The organism is Dyella flava (assembly GCF_016904955.1).
GTDB lineage: Bacteria > Pseudomonadota > Gammaproteobacteria > Xanthomonadales > Rhodanobacteraceae > Dyella_B > Dyella_B flava.
This window is the reverse complement of sequence record NZ_JADIKE010000024.1, coordinates 92,392-115,569: the sequence shown is the minus strand read 5'-3', so window position 1 is coordinate 115,569 and position 23,178 is coordinate 92,392. Positions and strand designations below refer to the sequence as shown.

At 62.4% G+C, this 23,178-nt stretch carries 21 protein-coding genes; 11 read left to right on the top strand and 10 right to left on the bottom strand.

Translation table 11 applies throughout. From position 1 onward, the window contains the following. The first annotated feature begins 80 nt into the window (after positions 1-80). Positions 81-728 (top strand): orotate phosphoribosyltransferase, encoded by a 648-nt coding sequence (gene pyrE, locus ISP19_RS02255; protein ID WP_204679284.1) that lies wholly within the window; start codon positions 81-83, stop codon positions 726-728. Between the two features lie 93 nt (positions 729-821). Continuing rightward, positions 822-1,475, top strand: coding sequence for a DUF4124 domain-containing protein (locus ISP19_RS02250; protein ID WP_204679282.1), 654 nt, complete (start codon positions 822-824; stop codon positions 1,473-1,475). A 98-nt stretch (positions 1,476-1,573) separates the two neighbouring features. Here the strand turns inward: ISP19_RS02250 and ISP19_RS02245 are convergent, their stop codons facing one another. From ISP19_RS02245 to coaBC, 3 genes are read right to left on the bottom strand one after another with little or no spacing between them, the layout of a single operon-like run. After that, entirely contained in the window at positions 1,574-3,910 is a 2,337-nt protein-coding gene (locus ISP19_RS02245) for a phosphomannomutase/phosphoglucomutase (protein WP_204679280.1), read from the bottom strand. Positions 3,911-3,927: 17 nt separating this feature from the next. Then, entirely contained in the window at positions 3,928-4,383 is a 456-nt protein-coding gene (dut, locus tag ISP19_RS02240; RefSeq protein ID WP_204679278.1) for a dUTP diphosphatase, read from the bottom strand. Next, positions 4,380-5,585 carry a bifunctional phosphopantothenoylcysteine decarboxylase/phosphopantothenate--cysteine ligase CoaBC gene (gene coaBC / locus ISP19_RS02235; protein ID WP_204679276.1) on the bottom strand — a complete coding sequence of 402 codons (1,206 nt, stop codon included), beginning with the start codon at positions 5,583-5,585 and terminating at the stop codon, positions 4,380-4,382. Before coaBC ends, dut begins: the two co-directional genes overlap by 4 nt. A gap of 99 nt (positions 5,586-5,684) precedes the next feature. Here coaBC and radC point away from each other — a divergent pair, with 99 nt between their 5' ends. The 3 genes from radC to ISP19_RS02220 all read left to right on the top strand — a co-directional run bounded on the left by radC (position 5,685) and on the right by ISP19_RS02220 (position 9,277). Next, complete coding sequence (radC, locus tag ISP19_RS02230) at positions 5,685-6,356, top strand: RadC family protein (RefSeq protein WP_204679275.1); 672 nt, start codon at positions 5,685-5,687, stop codon at positions 6,354-6,356. Positions 6,357-6,871: 515 nt separating this feature from the next. Then, complete coding sequence (gene argS, locus ISP19_RS02225; protein WP_204679273.1) at positions 6,872-8,563, top strand: arginine--tRNA ligase; 1,692 nt, start codon at positions 6,872-6,874, stop codon at positions 8,561-8,563. Then, positions 8,564-9,277 carry an SPOR domain-containing protein gene (locus tag ISP19_RS02220; RefSeq protein ID WP_204679271.1) on the top strand — a complete coding sequence of 238 codons (714 nt, stop codon included), beginning with the start codon at positions 8,564-8,566 and terminating at the stop codon, positions 9,275-9,277. Between the two features lie 78 nt (positions 9,278-9,355). On the opposite strand, the gene ISP19_RS02215 is transcribed toward ISP19_RS02220, so the two are convergent. The 6 genes from ISP19_RS02215 to speA form a co-directional block, all read right to left on the bottom strand. Then, positions 9,356-10,219, bottom strand: coding sequence for an NAD(P)-dependent oxidoreductase (locus ISP19_RS02215; RefSeq protein WP_204679269.1), 864 nt, complete (start codon positions 10,217-10,219; stop codon positions 9,356-9,358). Between the two features lie 166 nt (positions 10,220-10,385). Continuing rightward, positions 10,386-11,738, bottom strand: coding sequence for an NCS2 family permease (locus ISP19_RS02210; RefSeq protein ID WP_204679260.1), 1,353 nt, complete (start codon positions 11,736-11,738; stop codon positions 10,386-10,388). Positions 11,739-11,752: 14 nt separating this feature from the next. Continuing rightward, positions 11,753-12,949, bottom strand: a complete 1,197-nt coding sequence (locus tag ISP19_RS02205; protein WP_204679258.1) for a DUF3734 domain-containing protein — start codon at positions 12,947-12,949, stop codon at positions 11,753-11,755. Positions 12,950-12,959: 10 nt separating this feature from the next. Then, positions 12,960-13,712, bottom strand: a complete 753-nt coding sequence (locus ISP19_RS02200; protein WP_204679256.1) for an acetoacetate decarboxylase — start codon at positions 13,710-13,712, stop codon at positions 12,960-12,962. Between the two features lie 160 nt (positions 13,713-13,872). Further along, positions 13,873-14,658: a 3-hydroxybutyrate dehydrogenase gene (locus ISP19_RS02195; RefSeq protein ID WP_204679254.1), complete on the bottom strand. Its 786-nt coding sequence runs from the start codon at positions 14,656-14,658 to the stop codon at positions 13,873-13,875. A 98-nt stretch (positions 14,659-14,756) separates the two neighbouring features. Beyond that, entirely contained in the window at positions 14,757-16,646 is a 1,890-nt protein-coding gene (gene speA, locus ISP19_RS02190; protein ID WP_204679253.1) for a biosynthetic arginine decarboxylase, read from the bottom strand. 265 nt (positions 16,647-16,911) lie between these two features. Here speA and speE point away from each other — a divergent pair, with 265 nt between their 5' ends. Beyond that, on the top strand, positions 16,912-17,763 hold the full coding sequence (speE, locus tag ISP19_RS02185; RefSeq protein ID WP_204679246.1) for a polyamine aminopropyltransferase: 852 nt from the start codon (positions 16,912-16,914) through the stop codon (positions 17,761-17,763). Between the two features lie 107 nt (positions 17,764-17,870). On the opposite strand, the gene ISP19_RS02180 is transcribed toward speE, so the two are convergent. Further along, a complete protein-coding gene (locus ISP19_RS02180; protein ID WP_204679307.1) occupies positions 17,871-18,053 on the bottom strand; it encodes an antitermination protein NusB in 183 nt (60 codons plus the stop codon). Positions 18,054-18,228: 175 nt separating this feature from the next. Here ISP19_RS02180 and ISP19_RS02175 point away from each other — a divergent pair, with 175 nt between their 5' ends. From ISP19_RS02175 to ISP19_RS02155, 5 genes are all read left to right on the top strand, one after another. Then, positions 18,229-19,269 carry a hypothetical protein gene (locus ISP19_RS02175; RefSeq protein WP_204679244.1) on the top strand — a complete coding sequence of 347 codons (1,041 nt, stop codon included), beginning with the start codon at positions 18,229-18,231 and terminating at the stop codon, positions 19,267-19,269. A gap of 98 nt (positions 19,270-19,367) precedes the next feature. Further along, positions 19,368-20,000: a nucleotide-binding protein gene (locus ISP19_RS02170; RefSeq protein ID WP_204679242.1), complete on the top strand. Its 633-nt coding sequence runs from the start codon at positions 19,368-19,370 to the stop codon at positions 19,998-20,000. 45 nt (positions 20,001-20,045) lie between these two features. Beyond that, a complete protein-coding gene (locus ISP19_RS02165; protein ID WP_204679234.1) occupies positions 20,046-20,519 on the top strand; it encodes a SixA phosphatase family protein in 474 nt (157 codons plus the stop codon). A gap of 41 nt (positions 20,520-20,560) precedes the next feature. Then, positions 20,561-21,112: a YceI family protein gene (locus ISP19_RS02160; RefSeq protein WP_204679232.1), complete on the top strand. Its 552-nt coding sequence runs from the start codon at positions 20,561-20,563 to the stop codon at positions 21,110-21,112. A 20-nt stretch (positions 21,113-21,132) separates the two neighbouring features. Next, the gene (locus tag ISP19_RS02155) at positions 21,133-23,034 is read left to right on the top strand and encodes a phospholipase D-like domain-containing protein (protein ID WP_204679305.1); all 1,902 of its coding nucleotides are present in this window, start codon (positions 21,133-21,135) and stop codon (positions 23,032-23,034) included. The last annotated feature ends 144 nt before the right edge of the window (positions 23,035-23,178 follow it).

Sequence of the window (23,178 nt, the reverse complement as noted above, 5' to 3'; positions counted from 1 at the left end):
GCGTCCCGCCGCTCACCCCTCACTCATCATTGCCGCCAAAGTCTGTAACATGTCGGCACTCCATCATCCGCGTCTTCGCCATGCACGACTACCAGCGCGACTTTATCGAACTCACCCTGCAGCGCGACGTGCTGCGCTTTGGCGAATTCACGCTGAAGTCCGGCCGTCTGAGTCCGTATTTCTTCAATATGGGCCGCATCGACTCCGGCGCCGCGCTGGCTCGTCTCGGCCGTGCCTACGCAGCGGCCGTCGTGAATTCGGGACTGGAAGTCGACATGCTGTTCGGCCCTGCCTACAAAGGCATTGCGCTGGCTGCCGCCACCGCCATGGCGCTGGCCGATGAGCATGGCCGCGACCTGCCCTGGGCCTACAACCGCAAGGAAGCCAAGGATCATGGCGAAGGCGGTGTACTGGTCGGCGCCCCCCTCAAGGGGCGCGTCCTGATCGTTGACGACGTGATGACAGCCGGCACCGCCGTACGTGAATCCCTGGCGCTGATCCGCGCCCAGGGCGCCACGCCTGCGGGCGTGCTGATCGCGCTGGACCGGCAGGAACGCGGCCAGGGCGAGCTGTCGGCGGCGCAGGAAGTTCAGCGCGATTACGGCATCCCCGTCGTCGCCATCACCGGCTTCAGCGACGTGCTGGCCTACGCCGGCGAGCGGGCGGACCTGGCTGCCGATTACCAGCGCATGATCGCGTACCGCGAGCGTTACGGCGTGCGCGACTGAAACCGCGCCTTTGCAGTGAATTCAATCACGTTGGCGCATCCCTGTCGTTCAGTATTCAAAGCCCCCGGGTATACTGAAAACTGAGGAGGGATCATGCGTCGACTCGTGCTCATTGCGTCCATTGCGTTGTCGCTCGGCCTAGCCGGCGCGGCAGCAGCCCAGACTGCTCCCAATGGTGGTACCCATTACCGCTGGGTCGATGCCAGCGGCCTGTCGCATTACAGCGACAGCCTTACCGACGATGCGGTGAAATTCGGCTACGACATCATCAATAACGAAGGCATGGTGGTCGCTCATATCGCGCGGCCACTCACCCCCACCGAGCGCGCTGCCGCCGATAAACAGGCCGCAGAGGACGCCGCCAGGCAGCGAGGGATCGACGCACAGAAGCGCAACGATCTGCAGCTGATCAACACTTACCCTGATGAGGATGCGCTCAAAGCTGAGCAGCAGCAGGTGCTGGAAAATCTCGACGAGCAGATGAACACCACGAGTGTGAACCTGCACAGCCAGGATGCCGCACTGACCGATCTGCTTAACCGCGCCGCCGACGACGAACGTGCAAAGCAGCCCGTGCCGAAATTTCTTACCGATCAGATCAGTGCTCAGCGCAACGTGGTTGCCAACGAGCGGGCCCTGCTGCAACGGCAGAAGGCCAATCGGGAGGCCGTTGTGCAGCAGCAAGCGCAGGAGCTGCAGCACTTTCGCGAATTGAAAGCCGCCGAAAAGGCTGATCGCGGCTACTGAAGCCAGAAGGTGGACGGGCATGAAAAGTGAGAGACAGGCCGCGCCTTGAGGCCGCTCGCCTCTCTCTCACTTCTCACTCCTCTCCACTCACTCCTGCTTCAAAACGGCAACTTCAACGTGGGATCCACCGCCAGCATCTGCTCGCGGAAGGTCTTCTTGATGCGCTTGAGCGCCGCCTCGTTATCGGCATCGAAACGCAGCACCAGAATCGGCGTCGTGTTCGACGGACGCACCAGGCCCCAGCCATCCGGCCAGTCAGCGCGCACGCCGTCGATGGTGATGAGCGTTGCGTCGCCGAAATCCACCGTTTCGCGGAATTTTTCGATAAAGCGGTAATGCTCGCCCTCGGTCATCTCGACCTTGAGTTCCGGCGTCGAAACGCCTTTCGGACAGGTGGCGAAGATTTCTTCCGGTGTGCGGCCTTCCAGATCTCCCGCCAGGATTTCCAGCAGGCGCGCGCCGGCATAGATACCGTCGTCGAAGCCGTACCAGCGTTCCTTGAAGAAGAAATGGCCGCTCATTTCACCGGCCAGTTCCGCGCCGGTTTCACGCATCTTGGCCTTGATCAGCGAATGCCCGGTACGCCACATCATCGGACTGCCGCCGGCATCGAGAATCTGACCCTTGAGGTGGCCCGTGCATTTCACGTCATAGATGATCGTGGCACCGGGTTGGCGTGACAGCACGTCGCGCGCAAACAGCATCAAGGTGCGGTCCGGGAAGATGATCTCGCCGTCGCGTGTGACCACACCCAGGCGATCACCATCACCATCGAAGGCCAGGCCCAGATCCGCACCGGTCTGCTTCACCGAGAGGATGAGGTCCTCAAGATTGTGCGGATCGGACGGGTCGGGGTGGTGATTGGGGAAGTTGCCGTCCACCTCGCAATAAAGCGGAATGACCTGGCAACCGATCCCTTCCAGCACCTGTGGCGCAACGGCGCCCGGAATGCCGTTGCCGCAATCGACTACCAGCTTGAGCATGCGCTCGGTCTGCACGTCCGAGGTGATGCGCTCGATATAGTCCGGCACCACATCGACATGGCGCAGGCTGCCACCGCCGCCGTTGTCGAGCGCGTTGGTGGCCATGCGCTTGTACAGATCCTGGATCGCACCTTCCGAAAGGGTTTCGCCTCCGACCACGATCTTGAAGCCGTTGTAGTCGGGCGGATTGTGGCTTCCCGTGACCGCTACACCGCAGCCCGTGTTGAAACGATAGGCAGCGTAGTAGACCACTGGCGTCGGCACCGCACCGATGTCGATCACATCGATGCCAGCGGCACGCAGACCATCTGACAGCGCGCCCGCCAGCTCGGGGCCGGACAGACGCCCATCACGTCCGACAACCATCTCTTGCAGGCCTTTTTCGCGCATCAGCGTGCCGATCGACTGGCCAAGCAGCTTGGCCACATCGGCGGTCAGGCTTTTGCCCACCACGCCGCGGATGTCATACGCACGGAAGATGGCAGGATCCAAGGTTACTGGCGCGGGCGCCGGCGCCGGCGGCTTGGGAGCAGGCTGAGCCACCGGCTTGACGGGTTCGGGGTGGGGCTGGGTTTCTGTAAAGTCCGACAAACGTTCTTCCTCAATATCATTCACACGGCGCACAGGACCGCGCACAAACAACCAAGACAGATAGAAGCTGCCGCCGAGGCCGAGCAGCGTCAGTGAAGCGGCCAGCAAGACGGATTGCGGCAACAGGATATAAGCGCCCGGCAGCACCGCCACGACATTGAAGTTGCTGCCCGGAATCGACTTGCCCTGCGGCTCCGCATCGACCGATGCCAGACTGCCGTGCGCCATCAGCTCCAGGTTGTCGCCGCGATCGGTGCTCTGATGCAACTGAAGCCGACCGCTGCCAACCGACACCGCGTTAAAGCGTTGTGCTATCGGCGCAAAGGGGAGCTCGATCCACGCCCATGCCTGTGGTTTCTCCGGCGAACCCAGCGGCTCCACCATCGTCATGCGGCGATCACCCAATCCCTTGGATAGCGACTCGACCGGCGGATCGCCTTGGGCATCCGGCGCCGCCATCAATTGCGCGGCCTTGGCATAGCCGAAGTCGCGATAATTGGCATGCAACACCTCATCGAGACCGGCGCTGTACAGCTCCACGTTCAGGGCTTGTGGCAGCCGCTGCTTCAAGTTGGCCAGCACCTGCGCCGAATTCGCCGGTAGCCCACTGACATCGACGCCGGCGAGCGCCGCGGTGACCTCGCTGCGCTCCTGCGCAATGTCCGAGGCCAGCGCCTGCACGACCTTATCCTGTGCGGCATGCAACTGCCGGATGGCATCACCCTGATCAGCAATCAGCCAGGTCTGCCAGGCGCTGAAAACGCCCAGCGCCAGCGCCAAGGTGGCACCGGCCAATAGCAACAGTCGTCCCCAATCGACGTGCACACCCGGCAAACGCGCTCGTGCGCCGCTCATTGCCATGCCCATTCCCCACGTTTTCAGTGTTTTCCGGTAGAACCGAATCCGCCCTCGCCCCGTTCCGATGGCACGAACTCGTCGACAATCTTCAGCCTCGCCTGTCCAACCGGCACCAGCAGCAACTGCGCAATGCGCTCGCCCACCCCGATGGTGTACGGCTGCGTGCCGCGGTTCCAGCAAGAAATCATCAAAGGCCCTTGGTAGTCCGCGTCGATTACACCTACCAGATTACCCATCACCAAGCCGTGTTTATGCCCCAGCCCCGAGCGCGGCACGATCAGCGCGCACCAGCCCGGATCGCCGATATGAATGGCCATGCCGCTGGGCACGAGTGAGCTTTCGCCCGGCGCCAGTGTAAGCGGCGCTTCCACCGCGGCACGCAGGTCCATGCCCGCACTGCCTACGGTGGCGGCTTGCGGCAAGGGAATGGTATCGCCCAGGCGCGGGTCGAGGATTTTCAGCTCGACATCGATCATCCGCGCACCGCCTTGTAGCGCTTGGCGATGTGCTCGACCAACTGGCGCGCCAGCACCGCCTTGTCGGCACGTGCCAGTTCGGCGGAGCCATCGGCCCAGTACAGCGTGATCGCGTTGTCGGCGGTTTCGAAACCCATCCCATCGCCCACCTGGTTGGCGGCAATCATGTCCAGCCCTTTGCGTTGCAGCTTGTCGCGCGCATAGCTCTCCACGTTCTGCGTTTCGGCGGCAAACCCGACCAGGAACGGATGTCCTTGCCGGGATGAAAGACTCGCCAGAATGTCCGGGTTCTCGGCCAGCTGCAATGTCAGATCGGTGCCATGTTGCTTTTTGAGCTTGTGCTCGGCGACGGTGTTCGGCCGATAGTCGCCGACCGCGGCGGCACCGATGTAAATGTCCGCCTGCGTTGCGGCATCTGCCACGGCGGCATGCATCTGCGCGGCGCTGCGCACATCGATACGCTTGCCGATGCCGTGCGGGGTGGCCAGGGTGACCGGCCCGGCCACCAGCGTCACCTGGGCGCCGGCCCGCGCAGCGGCTTCCGCCACGGCAAAACCCATCTTGCCGGAGCTGCGATTGCCGATGAAGCGCACCGGGTCGATATCTTCGTAAGTTGGCCCGGCGCTGACCACCACGCTCAAGCCCGCCAGCACCCGATCGCCAAACGAAGCGACCATCGCTTCACGCAATTCGTGCGGCTCGAGCATGCGGCCGGAACCAACTTCGCCACACGCCTGATCACCCGCGGCCGGTCCAAGAATGTGTATGCCGTGCGCGCGCAAGGTGGCCAGATTGGCCTGGGTCGCGACGTTTGCCCACATCTGCTGGTTCATGGCCGGGGCCAGATAGACCGGCGCCGCCGTGGCCAGGCACAAGGTGCTCAGCAAGTCATTGGCGTGTCCATGCGCCAGGCGCGCCATCAGATCGGCGCTGGCGGGAGCGATCAGCACGCGCTCGGCCCACCGCGCCAGCTCGATATGTCCCATCGCCGCTTCGGCCGATTCATCCCACAGACTGACCCGCACAGCCTCGCCGGACAGCGCCTGGAAGGTGGTCGGCGTCACGAAGTGGGTCGCGTTTTCGGTCATCACAACGCGCACCTGCGCACCGAGGTCCCGCAAGCGGCGGACCAGCTCGCAGGACTTGTAGGCGGCAATGCCGCCCGACACTCCCAGCAATATGCGGCGTTGGGCAAGACTCATGATGTAAGCAGGGTCTGACATGCGGATGGACGGCTAGCTTACCGGATTCATGTACGTCTACTGCTGCCCGCATCGCATCCGTAGTCTCAAGCTACGCGGATGAGTATTCGGAATTGGCCGGAAGGCGAACGCCCTCGCGAGAAGTTGTTGGCACAAGGCAGTGCTGCGCTATCGGATGCAGAACTGCTCGCCGTGCTGCTGGGCAGCGGTGTGCGCGGCAAGGACGCTATCGCCCTGGGACGCGAACTGCTGATGCGCGCCGGTGGCCTGAACGCGCTGCTAGGCAAGCAGGATCAGCACATCCGCGCCAGCGGCCTGGGTCCTGCCAAACGGGCGCGCATCGCCGCCGCCCTGGAGCTGGCTCGCCGAAGCCTGGCGGAACAACTGGTGGAACGGCCCGCGCTCAGCAATCCGCGCGAAAGCGGCAACTATCTCTCCGCTCGCCTGCGCCATCTGCCCTATGAGGTATTCGCCTGCCTGTATCTGGACAACCGTCACCGTGTACTGGCTTTCGAAGAACTCTTCCGCGGCACGGTCGACGGGGCCAGCGTGCACCCGCGCGAAGTCGTACGCGCCTGCCTGAAACACAACGCCGCCGCCGTGATCTTTGCCCACAACCACCCCAGCGGCGAGGCCGAGCCCAGCGCCGCCGACCAGGCCATCACCCGTGAGCTGGGGCAGGCCTTGCGACTGGTTGGAGTCCGCGTGCTGGACCATTTGGTGATCGGCCATGCCGAGCCCGTGTCGATGGCGGCCCGCGGCATGCTCTAGGGCCTGTTAGCACTAGGTCTTTGCGAAACGCCAAAAAAAACGGCGCGAACGAGGATTCGCGCCGGGAGCCGCATGAGGGGAGGGTAAGGGATGCGGCAGTCCCGTATCGTTCCGACGGGGGAGACGCCGGTGATACCCAGCCATTGTCGCAATGCGTCATGACTGGGATATGACATGCAACGGACATGCCTTCCTGTTTCGGGTGGCAAGACTTATGCACACAACGCCCCAGGAGTCACTTATAGGCATATCACTGAACAGCACATCAAATTAATGCCACAACCCATTGTTTTTGAACAGTTAAATACATGACAAGCTGGTTTCTACGGATTTCCCGCGCCAAAACGCGCACGCTGCCTTCACTTTCCCCACAGACTTATCCACAAGCCGGACCGCCGCAATGCAGCAGGGATCGCCTTTAAGCGCCCGTAGCGGCCTCCCAGCCAAACGGAAAGCGGCGTGCCACGCGGGTCTGATAGGATGCGCGGTCCTATCAAGATCAAACCCCTATACCTGTGAAAGAAGCGCTGCGCGAATTGGTCCTTCGGGCCATCCAGACTCTTCAAGGCGATGGCACCCTGCCGGCCGACCTCGAACTGCCGAACTTCGTCATCGAGCGCGCGCGCAGCCGGGAACACGGCGATTTCGCCACTAATGCCGCCATGCTGCTGGCCAAGCCGGCCCGCGCCAAGCCGCGCGATCTGGCCGAGAAGCTGGTGGCCGCCCTGGCCGGCAACAGCCTGGTGGGCAAGGTGGAGATCGCCGGTCCGGGCTTTATCAATTTCTTCCTGGCGCAAGGCGCCTATCACGCCGAAGTAAAGCGCATCCTGGCGGAGGGCGATGGCTACGGTCGCAGCCAAAGCGGCGCCGGCCACACGGTGGGCGTGGAGTTCGTCTCCGCCAACCCGACCGGCCCGCTGCACGTCGGCCATGGGCGCAACGCCGTGCTCGGCGACTGCATCAGCCGCCTGTTCAGGGCGACCGGCTGGAACGTCAAGCGCGAGTTCTACTACAACGATGCCGGCGTACAGATCCAGAACCTGGCGATTTCGGTGCAAGCGCGTGCGCGCGGCATCGCACCGGGCGATGCGAATTGGCCGGAAGAAGGCTATCGCGGCGATTACATTGCCGACGTCGCCCAGGCTTACCTCGCCGGGGAGTCCGTGACGGCCGATGGCCATACCGTGACCGGCGCGAAGAATCCGGATGATCTCGAAGCGATCCGCCGCTTTGCCGTGGCGGCACTGCGCCACGAGCAGGATCTGGACCTGAAAGCCTTCGGCGTCGAACTGGACGTCTATTTCCTGGAGTCCTCGCTCTACACCGACGGCAAGGTGGAAGAAGCCGTACGCGAAATCGTCACCCACGGCCACACTTATGAAGAAGGTGGCGCCTTGTGGCTGCGCTCGACCGATTTCGGCGACGACAAAGACCGCGTCATGCGCAAGTCCGACGGCACCTATACCTACTTTGTACCGGACGTCGCCTATCACCTGAGCAAGTGGCAGCGCGGCTACGAAAATGCTGTCACCGTGCTGGGCTCCGATCACCATGGCACCCTGGCCCGCGTCAAAGCCGGCCTGCAGGCGCTGGACCTGGGCATCCCCAAGGACTGGCCGCACTACGTGCTATACCAGATGATCACAGTGATGCGTGGCGGCGAAGAGGTGAAGATCTCCAAGCGCGCGGGCAGCTACCTCACCCTGCGCGACCTGATCGACGAAGCCGGCCGCGATGCCACCCGCTATTTCCTGATCGCCCGTCGCTCCGATTCGCAGCTGGTGTTCGATATCGACCTGGCGCGCTCGCAGAGCAACGACAACCCGGTCTATTACATCCAGTACGCGCATGCGCGCGTCTGCCGCGTGCTGGAGGAACTGGCCGAGCGCGGCCTGCCCCCGGTCGATACTGCCATTGGCATCCGTCAGCTGGCGCGGCTGGACACCGAGCACGAGCAGATCCTGCTCACCGAGCTTTCACGCTACCCGGAAGTGGTCGAAGTCGCCGCCGGCAACCTGGAACCGCACCTGATCGCGCAATATCTGCGCGAACTCGCCGGGGCGCTTCACAGTTACTATCACGAACACAAATGGATCGTGGATGACGTCGAGTTGCGCAACGCGCGCGTGACGCTCGCGCTCGCCACACGTGGGGTTATTCGGAACGGGTTGGATTTGCTGGGACTTAGTGCCCCGGAGAAGATGTAAATGGCACCACGCAAGGGCAAAGGCCGGCAGGCCGTGCGCAACAGCAGCGGTGGATTTCCGGCCTGGGCTGGCATCCTCGTCGGCATCCTGATCGGCGCGCTGGTCGTGGTGGTGTTGATGCGACACTCGCTGGTACCGATGGCACCGAAAGGTCCGCAGCCCAATCCTGAAGCCACCGCGCAACCCGGTAGCGATGAAGGCCTGGCGCCGTCGGGTGGCACCACCGCACCGAAGAAACCGCAGTACGACTTCTACTCCGTGCTCTCGGAGAAGGAAGTGCGCATTCCGGATTCGGAAATCAGTGCGCAGGCCAAGGCGGAACAGCAACAACAGCTCGCCACGCAACAGAATCAGGCGGCACCACAACCCGCGACGCCTGCTCCCGCCCTGCCCGCCAACGCACCGGCAGCCGTGACCCAGAACATCACCGCCGCGCCAGCTTCAGCCGTGGCACCGCCGCCACCGGCCGCCGGAACGCCGAGCGGTTACCTGTTGCAAGTGGGCGCCTTTCCAAGTGCCGCCGATGCGGAAACGCTGAAAGCCAAGCTGGCTTTGCAAGGCTTCGTCGCCAACGTGCAATCGGTCAACATCGGCGGGCAGACCTATCACCGCGTCCGCCTGGGGCCGTTCCATTCGGCCACTGACCTGGAAGCGGTCAAGCAGCGCCTGTCCTCCGCCGGTATTTCCGCCATTGCGCTCAAAGCCGGCGGCTGAATCACTCGGAAAACGCTTCCCGTATGACGAAACAAGGGCGCCATCGGCGCCCTTGCTTGTTTACTGCTTTGTCTTCAATCAATGACGACGCTTGAGGCGAATCAGCCCGGAAATATCGTCATCGCCGTGACCCTGCCGCATCAACTCAGCGTAGTCGGCCAGCGAGCGCTCAATCACGACCCGTGACGTGCCTGCTTTTTCCGCAATGCCGCGCACAATGCCCAGATCCTTGTGCAACAAGGCGAGCTTGAAACCGACGCCGAACTCATTCTTGAGCATGGTTGCGCCGCGCTTTTCAAGGAACCAGTTGCCTGCCGCGCCGGCACCCAGGGTCGGGATCAGGCGCTCCGGATCGAGGCCCAAGGCTTCGCCCAACGCCAGGCCTTCGCACACGGCCTGTGCAATGCCCGCCACCAGCACCTGATTGATCGCCTTGGTGGCCTGTCCCGCGCCGACATCGCCCAGATGAGTGATACGCAAGGCATAAGCTTCCAGCACCGGACGCGCACGCTCCAGCACCGCTGCATCGCCACCGACCATGATCGAGAGTTTGCCGTTCTTGGCTCCTTCCACGCCGCCGGAGACCGGCGCATCGAGGAAATGCGCGCCCACTGCCTGCAGACGTGCCGCTGCCTGCTTGGCGGTATCGGGGGCAACCGTCGAGTGATCGATCACGATGCTGCCCGGCTTCACATGCGGCGCGAGCGCATCGACCGTATTGAGCACGTCCGCATCTGCCGTCACGCACAAGGCAATCACATCGCACTGCGACGCGAGTTCGGACAAGCTCGCGGGCGCGGCCACACCCAGTTCGCTGGCCAGTACAACGGCCTTCTCATGCGTGCGGTTGGCAACGGCATGCAACAAACCATGCTGCTTCAGATGTCCGGCCATGGGGGCGCCCATGGCGCCGAGGCCGATAAATGCTGCCTTGAGGGTCATGCGTTTTCCTTCAGAGAATCAATCATTGCCTAGTGCGCGATGCACATCATGTGTCAGGAATGGATGCTCCATGTCCGGTGCATCACCGTCATCCGCGCGCCGGGTACAAACCAAGTAAGTATGGCGCAGGCACACGTCCGCGCGCGACGCACCGCTACCGACGCCCTCAAAGGTGCGCCAGCAGCAAGATCGCCAAGGCGACGATGATCCACATCGCGGGCTTAACTTCGCGCGCACGTCCGGTTGCCAGCTTGAGCAGCACATAGGCGAGAAACCCGTACGCGACGCCATCGGTGATCGAATAGGTCAACGGAATCAGCAGCATCGCCACGAAGGCCGGCACCGCCTCGTCGAACCGCTGCCAGTCGATCCGGGTAATCGATTCGATCATGAACACGCCGACCAGAATCAGCGCCGGCGCAGTGGCAATCGCAGGCACCAGCGAAAGTAGCGGCGACAGAAACAGAAATGGCAGGAAACACAGACCCGCCACTACCGCCACCAGCCCGGTACGTCCGCCCTGCGAAATGCCTGCCGCCGATTCGATGAAGGCATTCGCCGGACTCGTGCCCAGCGGCGCCGACACCAGCGCCGAAAACGCATCCACCCGCATCGACTGACGGATGTTGCGTGGATCACCCTGCTCATCCACCAGGTTCCCCACATCCGACACCGCCATAAAGGTGGACAAGGCATCGAAGAAAGAGGTGAAAAGCATGACGAAAATGAAGGGCCAGTACGCCAGCTTCAACGAGCCAAGCAGATCAAGCTGGCCGATGCCCGAAAAATCCGGCCTGGCGAAAAAGCCCTGCCAGTTCACCAGCGTCGTCGTCGCGCCATAGGCGCTGCCGTCGCCCCACCAGCGCCCAATCGGAATCGCCAGCAGCGTGGTCAACACGATGCCGATCATCAGTGCGCCTTTCACCCGCCGCGCAACCAGGAAGATCGTGAACGACAACCCGGCCAGAAAAGTCAGCAACACCGGATTGAGCTTGGCCGAATGAACCAGCGTTACCGGATCACCGACGATGAACTTGGCGTTGACCAGGCCGATCAGGGTGATGAACAGGCCAATGCCGCACGACACGGCATGCCGCAGATTTTCCGGGATGGCATCGACCACCAGCTTGCGCACGTTGAACAGGGCGAGCACCGCAAAAATCACCCCTGACCAGAACACGCAACCCAGCGCCGTCTGCCACGACATACCGCCGCCGTGGACCATCACAAAAGCGAACAGCGCATTCATGCCCATGCCGGGCGCGACCAGTACCGGGTTGCGGGCATAAAGGCCCATGGCGCAACTGCCGAGAAAACTCACCAGCACCGTCGCGGTCAACGCCGCGGAAAACGGCACGCCGCCCTGTGCAAGCACCGCCGGATTGACCACGATGATATACATCGCCGTCAGAAAGGTAGTGATGCCGGCCAGCACCTCTACCCGGATGCTGGCGCCGGCTGCGCGGATACCGAACAGCCGCTCCATGGCCGAGTCCGCCGCGCCCCCCTTGTGCGCCATGTCGCCTCGGTTGCCTACGTACACGGCAACCAGTCGCGATGCACATCATGCGTCACGAACGGGTTTTCGGTTGTCGGCGGATCAAGCCAGGTCGGCTGCGTGAGCGTGTGCCGCATGTCGGTCAGACCACTTTGCCAGTGCTCGTGCATGGTAGCAGCGCTGAACTCGTAATCCTTGTAGTGCCCCTCGTAGGGCTTGTCGCGATAAATCAGATGGATGAGGTTGGTCAGCGCACCATTGGCACGCTGCTCTGCGCGACGGAAGGCAGGATCCGTGCGCTTGGCTTCAGGCACCAGCGCCATCAATTCGTGCAGCAACTGCTGTTGTTCACGACTTTGATGCATGTACTCGGTGATCAGGCGCGTACGGCTGGAATACTGGATGTCCTTGGCGCGCTCCGCCACGGTACTCATGTCGTGCGGCAGCGCACCGCAGGCACTCCACAGATCCACCTGGAAGATCAGCGAATCGCGGTGCGGACGCTCCGTCAACACCTTATACAGCGGCGTATTGGAAACCATGCCGCCGTCCCAGTAATACTCGCCATCGATTTCCACCGCCGGAAAACCAGGCGGCAACGCACCGGAAGCCATGAAATGTTCCGGCCGCAGCGGGCCGTGGCGATTATCGAAATAGGCGAAGTTGGCGGTCCGTACATTCACGGCACCCACCGACACACGCACGCAGCTCGGATGATTGATGCGATCAAAATCCGCCAGGCGCTCCAGCGTTTCGCGCAGTGGCGTGGTGTCGTACCAGCTTGCCGTAGCCGGGGATCCATGCCACTGCAATAACGGGGGTGGCATGCGCGGCTGGAAGAAACCGGCCTGGCCTTCCGTCAAGGCGCGCCATGCGGATAGCGCGTTGGCCCCATCACGGAAGGCCTGCGGAAACGTAAAGTTTTCCAGCAAGGGGATCGACGGCCGATTGGGCCACAAGGCCGACTTGCAGATCGTCTTCCAGAATTCGGTCAGCTTTTCGACCCGCTGCTCCGGGGGATTGCCTGCGATGATGGCGGCGTTCAATGCACCGATCGAAATGCCGGCGATCCAGTTCGGCTGCAAACCGGCTTCATCAAGTGCCTGATACACGCCCGCCTGATAAGCACCCAATGCACCGCCGCCCTGCAGAACCAGGGCGGTGATCTTGTAGGCATCTTGTGCGGGATGCCGTGTCGCAGCCTTGGCAGATGACGTCTTTTGCTCAGCCATGCGTCGACTCCTAAGCCTTGTTCTTTTCGTCAAGATAATCGTAAACCACTGTGCCCAGGTCGAGAGTGAGATCGGTGATGTAATGCAGCGCCGATTCCACTTTCAGCACGGGCAGGTCCGCCACCGGCGCCAGCGCATGCGGGTGCAGCTCCAGCGATGCCGGGCCGGTCCACGCGCCTTTCAGGGTCACGTTGGTGGTGAAGTAGCGGACCAGTTCGCAGATGCGCGGCGTGCCATCCACGTGCGGGATGATTTTCAGCAAAAAGCTCGGCGCAGCGAGCCCGGCCAGGACCGCCTTGTGATCGGCTTCGCCATGCTTGAAGCCCATCGTGGCCTTGGCCACGCGTACCTTGCCGTAGTCGAGCGTACCGACCAGGGTGTCGATCTCGGTTTCCAGGATCGGCGTGGCCAGCTTCTTGGGGAAACCCCATAGTTCGCGGCCCCCAGCGATCGGAGGATGGTCGTTGAGATACATGGAGTGCACGTAGCCGCCTTTCTCTCCGCGGAAGCTCACCGGAATCACCTGGCCGGACTCGGTGTAGTCACCGAAACCGGTGGAATCCGGCATGCGGATGAATTCGTACTTCACGATCGGCTCGGTGACTTCGAGCGGCTCCGGCACCACGGCGCGCAGGGCGTCCATGTCGGTGCGATAGGTGACAACCAGGAACTCACGGTTGACGAAGCGATACGGTCCCTTCGGGAACGCGGGGCTCGTCAATGGCATGGCGAAGGCGTTGGCTTTGACGTCGGCGATTTTCATGAGGCATTTCCTTGATCTGAGGATGCTACGCGGGCCCCCTCTACTTCGGGGCAGACGTCTTCGCCGCTTCTCGCCGCCATTCCCGCGAAAGCGGGAATGGCGGTAACTCATTGAGGAAATGCGCTGACAGCTGCCCGAACAAACACGGGGGCTGTGAGCGTTACTGCATATACCAGCCGTGGCTGACCACGAGACTCTGGCCAGTCAGTGCCGCGCTCGGGAATGCCGCGAGGAACAGTGCCGTCTGCGCGATGTCATCGACGGTGGTGAACACGCCGTCCACGGTGTCCTTCAGCATCACATTCTTGATCACATCGGCTTCGCTGATGCCCAATTCCTTGGCCTGTTCGGGAATCTGCTTTTCCACCAGCGGCGTGCGTACAAAGCCCGGGCAGATCACATGCGAGCGCACGTTATGCGCCGCGCCTTCCTTGGCCAGCGTGCGCGCCAGTCCCAGCAAGCCGTGCTTGGCGGTGACATAGGCCGATTTCAGCATGGACGCTTCGTGCGAATGCACCGAGCCCATGTAGATCACGGTGCCGCCGCGGTTGTCCTTGTACATATGCTTGAGCGCGGCCTTGGTGGTGAGGAAGCCGCCGTCGAGGTGGATCGCCAGCATCTTTTTCCAATCGGAAAACGAAAACTGATCGATCGGATTGATGATCTGTACGCCCGCGTTGGAGATGAGCACATCCAGGCTGCCGAATGCCGCGACGGTCTTGTCGGTGCCGGCGTTCACCGCCTCTTCGTTGGTGACATCCATGGCAATGCCGATCGCTTTGCCGCCAGCTGCCTTGATCTCTGCCGCCGCCGCATCCGCCGCCTGCTGGTTGATATCGGCAATCGCTACTGCCGCACCATTCTTTGCGTAAAGTTCAGCGATTGCCTTGCCCAGGCCGCTTGCTGCGCCTGTGATCAATGCAACTTTGCCGTCGAGACTTGCCATGTGCCACTCCTTCGAATCGGGGGAAAGGGGGATCAGGGCATCACGTTGGCTAACCGCAGAGTGCCTCGACAGGGTTCGAGGCACTCCAGGCCATGACGCTAACGCACGCCCTCGGACAGGTAGGTATAGCCGGTCAGGCCTTCATTCAATGTTACAAACAGGTACTCAGCCTGCTCGCCGGCCACGCCGGCCGCGGCAATCCGCTCGCGATAACTGCGGCGCAAGGCCTCCAGGTCATAGCCCACATAGTCCAGCATCAGGTCGGTGGTATCGCCGCGGCGCTTGTGGGCAAACACGTAGCTGCTGCCGTCCACGCGCACGTTGACCGCATCCGTGTCACCAAACAGGTTATGGATGTCGCCCAATGTTTCCTGGTATGCACCGACCATGAAAATGCCGAGCCGATAGGGCTCGCCTTCCTTCAATGCATGCAACGGAAGGCTTACGTCCACACCATCGGCATCAACATAGTTGTCAATGCGACCATCCGAATCGCAAGTAAGGTCGACCAGTACGCCGCGGCGGGCGGGCTGCTCGTTCAAACGAGCGATCGGCGCGATCGGGAAGATCTGATCGATCGCCCAGACATCCGGCACCGATTCAAACACCGAGAAATTGACGAAGTACTTGTCGACCAGCTTTTCGTCCAGATCATCCAGCGCCTGGCGATGGGCGCGCTCGGCCGGCAACAGGCGCGCGCGCACCGCATTGACGATGGCGTAATACAGCTCATCAAGACGTGCACGATCCGCCAGCGACAATTGGCCCAGCGCATAAAGCGTCTGGCCTTCCTGCAAATGATGTTGCGCTTCGTGAAACAACTCCAGCGGCGGACGCGTGCTCAATTCATCGTGCACTTCGCGCAGATGGCGCAGCACCTTGGGCTCGTCAGCTTCGGCCGCCGGCAGACTGCCAACCGGCACGGATTCGACTTCGCTGACATTCACCACCATCACCGCATGGTGTGCGGTCATCGCGCGTCCGGCCTCGGTGAGGATATGCGGGGCCTGCAAACCTTCGGTCTCCACCGCCTCGGCAATCGATTGCACGATGGTGGCCGCGTACTGTTCCAGCGAATAGTTGATCGAATTGTGGCTGCGCGAACGCGAGCCTTCGTAATCCACGCCCAGGCCACCGCCGACGTCGACGATCTCCAGCGGCACGCCCAGGCGCCTGAGTTCCACGAAATAACGGGTGGCCTCACGCATACCGTTGGCGATGTCGCGCACGTTGGAAATCTGCGAGCCCATGTGGAAGTGCTGCAGCTTCAACGTGTGCTTCAGACCCGCCTGGTCCAGGCGCTCCACCAGCACCAACACCTGCGCCGGCGACAAACCAAACTTGCCCTTGTCACCACCCGTGTTCTGCCACTTGCCGGCGCCGATGGATGCCAGCCGCACGCGCACGCCCAACAGCGGCTCCACGTCCAGCGCCTTGGCTTCGGCGATCACGTGCTCCAGCTCGGAAAGTTTCTCGATCACGATATGGATGCGCAGCCCCAGCTTGCGGCCGATCAGCGCAAGACGGATGTATTCGCGATCCTTGTAGCCATTGCAGATGACGATCGAGCCTGGCCGCGCCATCGCCAGCACTGCCATCAACTCGGGTTTGGAACCTGCTTCCAATCCGAAACCATGCTCGCCCGCTGCAACCAGCTCCGCCACCACACCGCGCTGCTGATTGACCTTGATCGGGTAGATGGCGGTATAGCCACCGGCGTAATTCCATTCGCCGATCGCCTTGGCGAAAGCACCCTGCAACCGTGCGAGACGGTCGGCCAGGATATCCGGGAAGCGCACCAGCAACGGCAGGCGCAGACCATCGGCGCGCGCGCGCTCGACAATCTCCGGAAGTGAAAAGGCCGGACCACGCTGGCCTTGCGGACGCATCACGATATCGCCGGCGTCGCTGACATCGACGTAGCCATCACTCCAATAAGGTACGGCATAGGTGTGACGGGCCGCATCGGTAGTCCAAGAATTCGCCATGTGACGGTATCTCCTCTTTGATGGGCCGCTTGACCGACCCAGGGGATGACATCGTCGCAGCGGCGAGCCTTGACGAACTTAAGCCCACCGGCCGGAAGCCTCGCACGCCGCGGGACCGGAAAGGCTGATAGGCCGTCCACCTGACAGCCTGAACTTCCATTGTAACGGGCGGCCGCGACAATTTGAGGTCAGCCCGCCGGGACGCCGCCAGCGGTTGCCGCTACAATCACATCTCTTTAACCACGATTTGCAGGATTTTCCCGACATGTCGCAGCCCAGCTGGTTCACTGAAGCACACCAGGCTTCCGGTTCCTCCATCGGTTATCGCGTGGAGAAGCCGCTTCATGCGGAGAAAACCCCATTCCAGACCATCGAGATCTACCAGACCACCGACTGGGGCAACCTGATGGTGATCGACGGCTGCGTGATGCTGACCAGCCGCGACAACTTCCTTTATCACGAGATGATGACCCACCCGGCGCTGTTCACCCATGCGCGCGCCAAGCGCGTGGTGATCATCGGCGGTGGCGACTGCGGCACGCTGCGCGAAGTGCTCAAGCACGAGGAAGTCGAGCACGCCGCGCAGGTGGAAATCGACGAGCGCGTAACGCGCCTGGCCGAGCAATATTTCCCGGAGCTGTGCGAATCCAATAACGATCCGCGCGCCGAGCTGCTGTTTATCGACGGCATCAAGTACATGGCCGAGGCCGAACCGGAATCATTGGACCTGATCATCGTCGACTCGACCGATCCGGTCGGTCCGGCCGAAGGCCTGTTCAATGCCGCGTTCTATGCCAGCTGCTACAAGGCCCTGCGTCACGGCGGCATCCTGGTGCAGCAGAGCGAATCGCCGCTGGCGCATCTTGAACTGATCAAATCGATGCGCTCGGCCATGCGCACCGCCGGCTTCAGCGCAGTGAAGACCCTGCCGTTCCCGCAGCCGTGCTACCCCACCGGCTGGTGGAGCTGCACCATGGCGCGCAAGGGTGGCGACCTGGCCGGCTTCCGCGAGCGTGGTGCGCTCAGCAAGAACTTCACCACGCGCTACTACAACGCCGATGTGCACAAGGGCGCACTGGCACTGCCTGAGTTCATGCGCGAAGCCCTGGGCGAGTGAATCAAAAGGGTGAGTGGCGAGTAGCAAGGGCGCAAGCGCGCCCTCTTGCGCAAGCTAAGTGAACTTGCGCCCTCGCTACCCGTCCCTCACCCCTAATTCATTGCTACTCAAAAAATCCGGTCCCGCACCTTCGGCAGCAGCACCAGCACCAACGTTGCAAACGGGCCGAACAGCAACGACAGCAAGAACCACCACAAGCCACTGCGGTTCTTGCCCTGAGCCAGACCGGCATTGATCAAGGCCAGCGTGCCCCACCCGACAAACCAGGGGGCATGCCCCTCGGCCAGCATTGAAAACGAATCCACAGCATTCTCCTGCGTACGGCAGCACCGGCATCCTAGCAAGAGCCGACGGTCCTGCGGCTTGACGTAAGCCGCTGATCGGCAAGTCCTATCGCTACTGTTCAGAACATCCTCAATCCATCGCGGTTATGCTGGGGGTTTTATGAATCACGGAGCATTCTCCATGCGTGGATGGCGTCCCCTTGCCCTGACCCTTGCCTTCCTGCTCGGCGCGTCGACAACCGCCATGGCATACCAAGCCAAGACCGCCCCCAGCACCGCCAATGCGGATGAAGCCCGCAATCAGGCTCTGCTCTCGTTCCAGAGCGATCTGGTCAGCGTGCTGGCGCCAAGCGCCGATGCCCAGCGCCTGCTCGCGGCAGCCTTGATGGCCCGCCCGCTGCCCAATCAGTCCAAGATCGTGAACTTTCATGCCCTGATCGCCCGCGCCGCCCAGGCGGATGGGGCCGGTCCCGCCGTCAGCTGGGCCCGCCTGGCCGATTGCAACGCCGACACCCGTGGCGACTGCCCCAACAGCAACGCCCTGGCCGAACTGGTCAAACAGGCGCCCGACAACGCTGCCGTCTGGCTGCTCAAGCTGAGCCAGGACGTGAACACGCTGAAGAAGGACGACGCGCGCCAGGATCTGTCGAAAGCCGCTGCCGCCAAGCTCTATGACGACTACAACGGCATCGGCCTGCAGGCCCTGGCCAACACGGTCAGCACCTTGCCGCCGCCGAGCGCCACGATGGACCCGAACTCCGCCGCTGGGGCGGACGGCGTGCAGGCGCTGATCGTGTTCGGCACCGCCGCAACCATGCCGCAGCCGGCGTTGCGCGACACGGCTGTCTATTGCGAACAAAACGCGCCGAAAGATGCCTCGATCAAGGACGACTGCCTGAAGCTGGGCAAGCTGCTCGAATGGGGCTCCAGCCCCTTGGCCCGCTCCTTGGGCCTGCATCTGCGCGAAGTGCTCAATCCCGATCCGGCCCAGCAACAGGACGCCCAGAACGCCCGGCGCAACCTGATCTGGCAGGTGCAGAACTTCGCCGGATTGTCCTTGCGCGCGCAGAACGACAAGGCGCAATCGCAGCATCTGCTGGCCCTGGCCCGCAGCGGCGGCACCCAGATGAGCCTGGTGCTGGCGGCGCTGCACGATGACGGCATTCCCACCGACGCGCCATCGGACTGGCAGCCGCAGCAGCCGCCGCAAAAAGCGAATTGATGCGGCAACAGGGAACCGGGCGCTTAAGACGCACCCGGTTCCCTGTTTCCCGCCCTGTTGCTACCCTTTGCCTCACCTCACACCATTAGGGGCAACTGATGCTTACGGTGTTGGTAGCAAGCAGCAAAGGTGGCTGCGGTAAAAGCACGCTGGTCACCCAGCTGGCTTCACATTGGGCGCAGGACAACAAGCGCACGGCCATCGTCGACAGCGATCCGCAGGGCTCCAGCTATCGCTGGGCCAGCCTGCGTCCGGACAATGTCCCCGGCGTGCTGGCGATGGAGGGCGGCCGCAAGGCGCTGGACAAGCTGCCTGACGACACCGAGCGCGTACTCATCGACACCGCCGCCGGCTCGCACGAAAAAGAGCTGGAACCCTATCTGGAAAAGGCCGACGTGTTGCTGGTGCCCGCCCTGCCATCCTCGTTCGATCTGCACGCCACCCTGAATTTCCTGCAGCACCTGCGCGGCATCAGTCGGATCAAGCGCGGCAAGCTGCCGGTGGCCCTGGTGGGCAATCGGCTCAAACCCTGGACCCACGCCAGCCAGGACGCCATCGCCCAGCTGGCCGAACAGGCGCCATTTCCGGTGGTGGCCCAACTACGCGATACCCAGGCCTACGTCTTGCTGACCTCGCTGGGCAAAGGCATCTTCGACTACGGATCCGAGCAGGTGCGTGGACACCAGCAGGACTGGACGCCACTGCTGCGCTGGATCAAGCGCCAGCACTAGCGCCTGCAACCTCGGAACCTTAAATAGGCACTACCTGGAGTACCCATGCACGAACTGATCCTGCTACGACACGCTGAAGCCCAACCGGCGCCGCCTGGAGGCGAGGACTCCGTCCGGCGTCTCAGCGGGCGCGGCGAGCAGGAGGCGCGCGCCGCCGGCACCTGGCTCAAGGCGCACGGTGTACACCCCGATCGCGTGTTGTGCTCGCCGTCCGAGCGCACCTGCGCAACCGGCAGCCTGGCACTCGCCGCCCTGGATCGTGCACCTACGATGATGACCGCCGAGGAAATCTACAACGCCACCCCGGGTGAATTGCTGGCCCTGCTGGACCAGCACCTGGACGCGAACATCGTGATGCTGATCGGCCACAACCCCGGCATCGAACGGCTGGTCGCCTTGCTGGTGGAAGGGCGTTCGGATGAATTCCGTGGCATGCCGCCGGCCGGACTGGCCGTGCTTCACCTCGATGGCCCGCTGGAACCGGGCAGCGCACGACTGGATGCGTTCTGGTCGCCATGAGGATGCGTTTGCGCAGAGCACTTCGATCTCTGCGCGGGCTCATGTTGCTTTGTTTGCTATTACTGCCGGCCTTCGTCGCGGCCGGCGAAACTGACTTTCGCATCGATCCGACCGCCTCGCAGGCAAGCTTCAAGGTACGCCTGCTCTGGCTCGATCACGTCGATGGCGGCTTCACCCAAGTGATCGGCGATGTGCTGCCCGGCCCGCAACCCGGCAGCTGGGTAGTCGATGCCACCATTGCAGTGAAAAGCGTGAGCATGCCCACCTCGCGCATACGCGCGTGGGTTTTGGCGCCGGCGTTTTTTGACGCCGAACATCATCCGACCATCCACTTTGTTTCCGATCCGATCACGGAAACCGATCTGGATCATGGCGGCACCTTGACCGGCTACCTCACCCTGCGCGGTGTCACGGCGCCCATGCATTTCTCCCTACAGCCCATTCATTGCGAAACGCTGGCGCTGTCACCTTGTCACATCACGCTGCACGGCCGACTGCGGCGCAGCGCCTTCGGCATGACCAGCGATCGGCTGGCACTGTCCGATAGCGTCGACCTGAATCTGAGCATCACGCTGCAACGCGAAAGTCGTTGAGTCGCCGTTATCATGGCGGCATGCAGCTGCGTTGCGGTCTCGTTGTCACACTATTGCTGGCCGCCTTGTTGCAGGGCTGCACGCTGACGCATGCGCAAATCAAGCGTGCCGACGCCATCGTCGCCGCCAGCATCGACCGTCAGGCCAGCTGCGATCAGGACGACCACTGCGCCACGCCATCGCCCCTGCTTGATGCCGCGGACCAGGCCATCGCCCACTCCACGCCCGCGCAGCCCGAACACGTCGTCACCCTGCTCGATGACAGCGAAGCCGCGCTGGTCGCCCGCATCAACCTGATCCGGGCAGCGCGCCAATCCATCGATGTGCAGACCTATATCTGGGACGAAGACGACACCGGCCAGTTGATGCTCAACGAGTTGATCGCCGCGGCGCGGCGCGGCGTCACCGTGCGCATCCTTGCCGACCAGCTGTTCTCGTTCGAAGATCCCAACCTGCTCGAGCGACTTGCGCGGGTCAGCCCCAACCTGCACGTCAGGCTGTACAACCCGACCTTTCAAAACTCACGCACGCCACCGCTGGAGTTTGCGGCCGGTGTCCTGTGCTGCTTCTTGAAATTCAACCAGCGCATGCACAACAAGCTGCTGCTGGTCGACAACAGCATCGGCATCACCGGTGGGCGCAATTACCAGGATCGTTATTTCAACTGGGATAACGATTTCAATTATGTCGACCGCGACATCATGGTCGGCGGCCCTGCCGCACACCAGATGGCCGCGAGCTTCAATCTATTCTGGAACCTCAAGCGCGCAGTGCCGTTGACCCATCTGCGCGATGTCAATCGACTGATCCAGCGCGATCCAAATCCGCCGCCATGGCCTGCGCCGCAATACGCCTATCCGGCGCGTGTGGAAGATGCGATTAGCGAAGCGCAGGATCTGGACTGGCTGACCCAACATCTGATCAACACCAGCCTGATCACCGGCAAGGTGGAATATTTCAGCGATCGCCCGGCCAAGACCACGCAGCCGGACAAGCGCGACGCGCTGCAATACACCTCCTACCTGATGCACCTGATCAGTGGCGCCCACCATGAAGTCGTGCTGCAAACGCCGTACCTCGTGATGAGCCGCCGCGCGCAGAAAATCTTCAAGAAACTGCACCAGGAAGCCTCGCCGCCACAGATCACCGTCTCCACCAACTCGCTGGCATCCACCGATGCCTTTGCGGTCTATGCCGTCTCGTACAAACACCGCAAGAACTACCTCACGCAATACGGCTTCGACATCTACGAGATGAAACCGCATGCCCAGCTTGCCGATGACGCCTATCTGCAAGCCAACGTCATCGATGAGGCGGAGGACGATGATGAGCAAGCACCGGTGACCTCCAGCGCATCCGGCGCCAAGCACAAGCGCTTCCCCGGAAACGAACGCCGACCCGGCCTGTTCGGCAGTCATGGCAAACGCAACCGTCCCGCACCGCTGATCAGCGCCGGACGCCGCTTCGGCCTGCATGCCAAATCACTGGTGGTCGACGACAGCTTCGCCATGGTCGGCTCGCACAACTTCGATCCGCGCTCGGACCACTACAACACCGAGGCGGGCGTGATCGTGTACGACCAGCGCTTCGCCAGCGAGCTGCGCGCATCGATCCTGCAAGCCATTGCACCGCAGAATGCCTGGATCATTGCGCCGCGCAAACCCACCATTCCGGTGCTCGGGCAAATCAGCCAGGTGATTGGCGATATCTCGGCCAAGCTGCCGTTCTTCGATATCTGGCCATTCCGCTATGCCACCAGCTACCAGCTCAAACCCAATTGCGCGCCGATGAAACCCGACAATCCGGATTTCAGTCGTTGCTATGAAGCTGTCGGCGATTTTCCGGACGTGGACATCTCGTCCAAGCTGCTCTACACGCGCCTGATTACTGCGTTCGGCGCCGGTGTGAAAGGCGTGCTCTGAATGCCGCTTTACTCCCTCTCCCCTTTGGGTGATGCAAAGCTAGTCCCTGTGGGAGAGAGGGCCGGGGTGAGGGGCTGCGCTTGCAGTGATCTTCACAAATTCGTCGATGTTTCTTTGGAAGTTCTTCGCGAGGTTGCCCCCTCA